Below are 6,383 nucleotides of genomic sequence, written 5' to 3'. Positions count from 1 at the left end.
TGTTTTACCGTGGTCAACGTGGCCGATAGTACCAACGTTAACGTGCGGTTTCGTACGTTCAAATTTTTCTTTAGACATGAGTGGTCCCTCTAGGTACGGATTTAGGTGGCCCAAATTGACCACGCAACCAAAAAAAGATAATTGGTAAATCTAATATCAAAAGGAAATAAACTTGAGAGCTGGTGCTGATAGGCAGACTCGAACTGCCGACCTCATCCTTACCAAGGATGCGCTCTACCACCTGAGCTATATCAGCACTCAAATTAGAGTGGAGCGGGCAGCGGGAATCGAACCCGCATCATCAGCTTGGAAGGCTGAGGTAATAGCCATTATACGATGCCCGCAACACGTAACTCTGAGAGCTATTTCCTAAAGAATATGGTGGAGGGGGACGGATTCGAACCATCGAAGGCAGTGCCGGCAGATTTACAGTCTGCTCCCTTTGGCCACTCGGGAACCCCTCCAAATTTTCAAGCCATTCAGACTACTAAAGGAAAGAATGGTGCCGACTACCGGAATCGAACTGGTGACCTACTGATTACAAGTCAGTTGCTCTACCTACTGAGCTAAGTCGGCATAAGTGGTGCGCATTCTATTGAATGATTTTCTAGGTTGCAATAGTAATTTGAAAAAAAATCATAAATTTCGATTTTTTAGATTCGTTTGCTGCAAATTCGTACAAACTTAGCTTTTTTAAAGTAAACTTCGACCTTTGTCGTTTGCTTTGAAGTTCGCTTGATGTATGTTCTTGCTTCTATTAAACCAAGGATAAAAGAGACCCATGAGTCCATTTTTGTCATTTGACCGTGCAAATTGGGCCGAGTTAAGAAACTCTGTACCGATGACACTTTCTGAAGACGACTTGACTGCGCTTCAGGGCATTAATGAAAACCTAACCATGGAGGAAGCGGTAGAGATCTACCTTCCTTTGTCTCGTCTTTTGAATCTGTATGTCCAGGCTCGTCAAAGCCGCAATTCCGTATTACAACAATTCTTAAATACAGAGGAACATGCTCCCCCTTTCGTAATTGGTATCGCTGGCAGTGTTGCTGTAGGCAAAAGTACGACTGCTCGTATTCTAACGGCATTGCTTTCTCGTTGGGAGAATCATCCCAAAGTGTCCTTGGTTACAACAGATGGCTTCCTATATCCGAAAAAAGTACTAGAAGAACGCGGTATCATGCATCGTAAAGGCTTCCCAGAATCCTATGATATCAAGCGCTTAGTCGAGTTCATGTCTGACGTAAAGGCAGGAAAGCCCGATCTTGAAGTACCCATCTACTCTCACATCACGTATGACATTACTGATGAACTAAGAAAAGTGGATAGACCGGATGTTCTTATTATTGAAGGTTTAAACGTTCTGCAAAGTGGAATGGACTATCCACATGACCCGCATCGTGTCTTCGTCTCTGACTTTTTAGATTTTTCAATTTATGTCGATGCAGAAACAGAGACCATTGAACATTGGTATGTAGAACGCTTTTTAAAGTTTCGCCAAGGGGCCTTTACGAAACCAGGCTCTTATTTTAGCCACTACACACAACTCTCTGTCGATGACGCAAAGAAAAAAGCGAAGCAAATTTGGCATGATATTAATGGGCTCAATTTAGAATTGAATATTCTTCCAACTCGTGAGAGAGCCCACTTGATTCTACACAAAGGCGTTAACCACTTAGTTGATAAAGTCTCGTTGCGAAAGTAATCGAAGATTAGTCACTTTTACGCAACGAGATTTCACCACCAATATAAGTCTCTAGTCCTTGGGAGGTTTCGATTAATATTCCACCTTGATGATCGATGCCTCGAACGACGCCATATACCTCTCTAGGACCAATAAGCAGTTTGACCTGACGATTAAGGAAATTGTCTAACCGATTCCAACGTTCGATAAAGCCAGTAAGTCCTTTCATTTCATATTCGACAAGTGCGGAATTCCAATGCTTGATAAGTGTCATTGCTAGAACATTTCTATCGATCTTGAGACTCTGATTTACTTGGTTCAACGTGGTCCATGGCTGGTCAATCTCAGGCTGGTCGTCAGGCATTCCAATATTCAGGCCCATCCCAATCACTAGATGAGCAGCCCCACCGGCCTGACCCGACATTTCAACCAAGATTCCGGCCAGTTTTTTATCTTGATAATACAAGTCATTCGGCCACTTGAGTTTAACACCTTGCATGCCTACTTCTTCCAAAGCTTCCACTGCGGCAATCCCAATCACCAAGCTCAAGCCCATTGCCGCAGCCATTCCTGCATCCAGTCGCCAATACATAGAGAGATATAAGTTAGAGCCAAACGGTGAGACCCATTGTCTACCGCGGCGACCACGCCCTTGTGCTTGATATTCAGCAATACAAACACGGCCCTTTTCCGAATCCGCGACTCTGTCGAGCAAATATTGATTCGTTGAGTCAATCACAGGGACGAGTTCAACAAGTGACTCCGAGCTAGTGGTAAGGAGAGTCTCGTCTAACAACTGCAATGGTGAGGCTAATTGGTAACCGCGCCCTTGCACTCGATAAATATCAATACCCCATTCACTAAGACCTTTAATGTGCTTAGCGATTGCCGCTCTAGAAACATTAAGATCGTCGCCCAACGCTTCTCCTGAATGAAACTCGCCATCACTTAATAACTTTAGAATATGAAGTTTCGTAGAGTGATCTTTTCTCATCTAGATGCCTCGATCTGAGCCAAATTGGTCTCCCCAGTACGATTGAGAAAGCGTACTTCATGCTCAAGTATGATTTGGTATTTGTCCCATACTGTCTGCTTCACTAAAGAAGCAAGCGCGACAATGTCATCTGCACTACAATTATCCATGTTGGTCAAAACCAAAGCTTGCATAGGGTTGACCTGCGCACCGTGTACAGACTTCCCTTTTAATCCACACTGATCGATAAGCCAACCAGCAGCAATTTTCATTCCTCCAGAAGCTGGGTAGGCCACTACGTTAGGGTATTTTTTTGTGAGTCGATCATAGTGATCTTGCGTGATCACTGGGTTTTTAAAGAAACTACCTGCGTTACCTATCTTGGTTGGATCTGGTAGTTTTGCCTTTCGCACTTGGCATACTCGTTCGAAGATAGAAGCAGGGCTGAGTTGTTCTTCTGGGATACTTTGTAAAGGGCCGTACTGGTTAATCGGCTGCCATTGCTTCGCCAACTTAAGCCCTAATGCGGTGATAAAGCACTTTCCGTGCAACGCATGTTTAAATATGGAATCCCTATAGGCAAACTCACAGTCTTGGGCGTGCATTCTTTTGTTTTCAAACGTAGTTAGGTCAAGAACATCTACATAATCACAGATGTCTTTTAGCTCTAGGCCATACGCACCAATGTTCTGAATAGGAGCCGAGCCAGCACAACCTGGAATCAAAGCTAAGTTCTCGATCCCACCGATCCCCTGATTCACACACCAGGAAACCAATTCAGGCCAATCTTCACCACCGGCAATATGTAATAGGTAGTGCTCATCCGTTTCCGTGACTTCTTTACCCATGATTCGATTAACAATCACTAATCCCTCAAAATGTTCTGTAAAAAGAACATTACTTCCTTTACCTAAAAAAAGTTTCGGTAAATGGGTGAATCTTGGGTTTTGAAATAGCTCAATAACATCTTCGAGCGACTCAACGATAGCTAAATAGGAACACGATTGTTCAATTCCAAAAGTATGGTAAGCCTTTAGGCTCGCATTTGTTTTAATTTGCATAGTAGGTTTGCAACACCAGATAAGATTCTCTTAAACTGTCGACATTCTACATTAGTTATCTTTTAACCGCAGTGACAATACCAGACTCATTAATCATAGAAGTGTTAAATCCCATCAAGCTCCCCCTCATTAAGAAACTATACAAAGCGTATTACCCTGCGGGTCGAGCCAAAAAGGATGAATTGATCATTACAGCAAGCCATAAGGGTGAAATCATTGCGTTACTACGTTTAAAAGGTGTAGATAAAGTTCGTCTGTTGACAGGAATGTTGGTCATTCCGAAAGTTAGGGGAACAGGGATTGGAAAAAAACTACTAACCCATTGTAAAAACAATGTTTTCACTGATGGCGATTATTGCTTCGCGTTTACACATCTCGAATCCTATTATTCCAAGCATGGATTCACAACAATTGATTGCTCTGAGCTACCACACCCGCTAAAAATGGCATTTCAACGTTACGTAGATAGCGGTAAAGATCTCATTCCAATGCAATTCATCTCTTCAACGACATCAAAACGCGTGCTTTTGTAGCCAGGTAAATCATATCTTTGATAAAATGGCAGGTTCGCAATATTGCACTAAACTAAGGTACTCATACCGATATGATAGTAAGTAGGAATCCATTCGAACAGTTGCCAAGTCTCGCTGTCAATCCGGAAGACTTTGATGTTCTGTATTCAGCAGAATCATTCAGAACCCGTCTTTTAGATGCTATCAGCAAAGCAACGTCGCGAATTTACCTAGTCGCTCTATATCTGGAAGATGATGAAGCTGGACGTGAAATTCTCACTGCGCTTTATGAAGCGAAACAGCGCAATCCTGGGTTGGACATCAATATCTGTGTCGACTGGCATCGAGCGCAGCGTGGCCTGATTGGTGCGGAGACATCTGAGGGTAATTCAGCGCTTTACAAAGCATATGCCAGTAAGTACCAGCACCCAATCCCTGTCTATGGCATACCAGTGCGTGGCAGAGAAGTTTTTGGGGTACTGCATTTAAAAGGCTTCATTGTCGATGATACTGTTATCTACAGTGGAGCGAGCTTAAATAACGTTTATCTCCATTATCATGAACGTTATCGATTTGATCGTTACCATATGATTCGACATGAATCTTTAGCGAATTCAATGGTGCAATTCATTCAGGAAGAAATGATTGCTCACCCTGCCGTTAATGATCTTGCAGGAAAAGATAAGCCAGAAACCAAAGAAATAAAGTCGGCGATTCGCCAACTGAGGGCTTCTCTTGCTCAAGCCAACTATAAGTTTGAAGACCAAGCTGCAACAGAAGAAAGTGTAAAAGTCACTCCGTTAGTTGGGCTAGGCAAACGCCGTAATCTGCTCAATCAACAGATTGTAAAGTTATTGGCAGCAGCCCAAGACGAAATTTTCATTTGTACGCCTTACTTTAACTTCCCTAAAGCACTTCATCGTGAAGTGAAACGAGCCATGAAGCGTGGTGTGAAAGTAACTATTGTTGTGGGTGATAAAACCGCCAACGACTTTTACATTGCACCTGAGGAAGACTTTAAAACCATTGGCGGACTTCCATATCTTTACGAAGTGAATTTGCGTCGCTTTGCGAAAGCCAATGAAGCGAATATCGCCGCACGTAAATTGTCAATTCACCTATGGAAGCATGACAATAACAGCTTCCACCTTAAGGGTATTTGGGTTGATAAACGCTATATGCTACTTACTGGGAATAACCTAAATCCACGTGCTTGGTCACTCGACCTAGAAAATGGGCTACTCATACAAGACAATTATGCGAAGCTCACTGGGAAGTTTGAAGACGAAGTTTCGCGTATTCTTGAGCATACTCACCTTATCTGTACTTATAAGCAATTAGAGAAAGTAGAAGACTATCCTATAGGGGTACAGCGACTGGTCAGAAAAATCACCCGCCTAAAGGCAGATGGTGTTTTAAAACGTATTCTTTAGACATCATTTCTCGCTCTAAAGTACGTCGAGATTTTTATACTAAGCCAACCGCTTTAGCAGTTGGCTTTTTCATATAATCCATTTGGAATACTTAACTATTTTCTAGTACCGCTAGTGAGCACATAACCACTTAGATCTAGAGCGATTCTCTTAATGGATTTGAGCTTTGACGTTTGTGAGTATTCCGCATAGCTTACAGCCTCGAGCTAAGCTACCCCTCTCTGTTTTGGCGCTTCTTACCCCTTGGCGATATATTTTTTCTGAGACTCATCAAATGTTCAGCGTCGAAAATCATCACCTCGCTAATGAAGAGCTCCTTCAATCTTTCACCTTCCAATTCTTTTCAAGTCGTTTGATTTTTGAGCCAGGAGAGATTGGGGTATATATGACGCTTTTCTGGATTATGCGCACAGCTCGTTTTTTCTTTCTCATCAAGATTCAAGCCGTTGAACGCCTTTGAATACCATAGATTACTTAGGCTTGTTCGTAGGTCATATTGTCTTTCCACAGCATCACCGGCCTATAATTAATTAAAGCCTAGTGTGTAATCACGCAGAGTTCGCTTAGTAGGGATTATGGGGAGTAGTCTAGTTAGGTGTAAACACACTTCAGGGAAACGCCGCAGTAGAAACGAAAAAAGCCCCAGTCTTTCGACTGAGGCTTAATATAAGTGGCGGAGTGGACGGGACTCGAACCCGCGACCCCCGGCGTGACAGGCCG

Annotated in this window: 5 protein-coding genes and 4 tRNA genes; 3 read left to right on the top strand and 6 right to left on the bottom strand. The window is 42.9% G+C overall.

Translation table 11 applies throughout. The annotated features are described in order from the left end of the window. Positions 1-180: 180 nt before the first annotated feature. From R7F67_RS23660 to R7F67_RS23645, 4 genes are all read right to left on the bottom strand, one after another. Positions 181-256: transfer RNA gene (locus R7F67_RS23660), tRNA-Thr, on the bottom strand. Between the two features lie 13 nt (positions 257-269). Beyond that, a tRNA-Gly gene (locus tag R7F67_RS23655) sits at positions 270-344 on the bottom strand. A gap of 35 nt (positions 345-379) precedes the next feature. Next, positions 380-464: transfer RNA gene (locus tag R7F67_RS23650), tRNA-Tyr, on the bottom strand. Between the two features lie 36 nt (positions 465-500). Then, positions 501-576 (bottom strand) — tRNA-Thr (locus R7F67_RS23645). A 205-nt stretch (positions 577-781) separates the two neighbouring features. Between R7F67_RS23645 and coaA the strand changes: the two genes are divergently transcribed. Beyond that, positions 782-1,705: a type I pantothenate kinase gene (coaA, locus tag R7F67_RS23640; RefSeq protein WP_005388683.1), complete on the top strand. Its 924-nt coding sequence runs from the start codon at positions 782-784 to the stop codon at positions 1,703-1,705. A 7-nt stretch (positions 1,706-1,712) separates the two neighbouring features. On the opposite strand, the gene birA is transcribed toward coaA, so the two are convergent. Then, the gene (gene birA, locus R7F67_RS23635; RefSeq protein WP_005373054.1) at positions 1,713-2,678 is read right to left on the bottom strand and encodes a bifunctional biotin--[acetyl-CoA-carboxylase] ligase/biotin operon repressor BirA; all 966 of its coding nucleotides are present in this window, start codon (positions 2,676-2,678) and stop codon (positions 1,713-1,715) included. Further along, a complete protein-coding gene (murB, locus tag R7F67_RS23630; RefSeq protein WP_053303319.1) occupies positions 2,675-3,718 on the bottom strand; it encodes a UDP-N-acetylmuramate dehydrogenase in 1,044 nt (347 codons plus the stop codon). The genes birA and murB overlap by 4 nt, the downstream gene beginning before the upstream one ends. A gap of 101 nt (positions 3,719-3,819) precedes the next feature. Between murB and R7F67_RS23625 the strand changes: the two genes are divergently transcribed. Next, positions 3,820-4,251, top strand: coding sequence for a GNAT family N-acetyltransferase (locus tag R7F67_RS23625; RefSeq protein ID WP_017633746.1), 432 nt, complete (start codon positions 3,820-3,822; stop codon positions 4,249-4,251). A 71-nt stretch (positions 4,252-4,322) separates the two neighbouring features. After that, positions 4,323-5,663 carry a CDP-diacylglycerol--serine O-phosphatidyltransferase gene (pssA, locus tag R7F67_RS23620; RefSeq protein ID WP_025998545.1) on the top strand — a complete coding sequence of 447 codons (1,341 nt, stop codon included), beginning with the start codon at positions 4,323-4,325 and terminating at the stop codon, positions 5,661-5,663. Positions 5,664-6,383 lie beyond the last annotated feature (720 nt).

Origin of the sequence: Vibrio sp. YT-17 (assembly GCF_033337375.1) — a bacterium.
Lineage (GTDB): Bacteria > Pseudomonadota > Gammaproteobacteria > Enterobacterales > Vibrionaceae > Vibrio > Vibrio alginolyticus.
Note: the sequence above shows the minus strand (reverse complement) of the source record. Positions and strands in the feature narration are given on the sequence as shown.